1 pseudogene is annotated in these 745 nt (G+C 42.3%); it reads left to right on the plus strand.

From position 1 onward, the window contains the following. Positions 1–213, plus strand: a pseudogene (locus L1D55_RS27460) (IS110 family transposase); the annotation flags it as partial. Between the last annotated feature and the right edge of the window lie 532 nt (positions 214–745).

Genomic DNA, 745 nt, shown 5'->3' on the forward strand with positions numbered 1-745 from the left:
CGAGGAAATAAAGAACTGAGAACGTTATTTATCCATGCCGCAAGGTCAATTTTATGGAGAGATAAGTCAGTCGAAAAATATTTTGGTTCATGGCTTATTGAACTTAAGAAACGAAAACCTTTCAACGTGGCTGTGGTAGCACTAGCCAACAAGATAGCCCGTATAGCGTGGGCAATTTTAGTCCATAAAAAGTCTTTTGAAATAAGAACATAATCAGAATTTGCAATGAGAATTAAAGATGACACAACGGTTAGACCACCAGACTGAAGACCTGTTGCCCCAAACAGCAACTTAATATGCTTTTCATTTTGTGAGGACAGTCTGGCGCACACCTCATCATAGAGCTGAGACTAATGACAGTCTCTAATAGACTCTGAATATATTAGCGCAAATCAGCTCGTTATTTTTAACTCTACTTGCAATAACGGGACGTACCATATATTGGGGCACTTTCGAGCTAGAAAGTGCCACGGGTAAAAAAATCAACCTGAGAGGGTTTTGTCGGATAGGCGACACCTGTTACCAGATGCCGCCCTCCTAAGAACCGTACGTGCAACTTTCACTGCATACGGCTCAAGCCTCCACTAAGGCGTTATTGTTACCCAGCAACTCACAAAGCAGTGGCGACAGGATCAAACCATGAGTTACGACCTGTATTTTTCACCTTACGTTCATTGAGAAAACCTTCCCAAAAAGGATCGAACGGGGTCGCTTGACTCATGATTTTTACATGTCGCTTGATTGG

This window comes from Vibrio sp. Isolate22 (genome assembly GCF_022398115.1).
Taxonomy (GTDB): Bacteria; Pseudomonadota; Gammaproteobacteria; order Enterobacterales; family Vibrionaceae; genus Vibrio.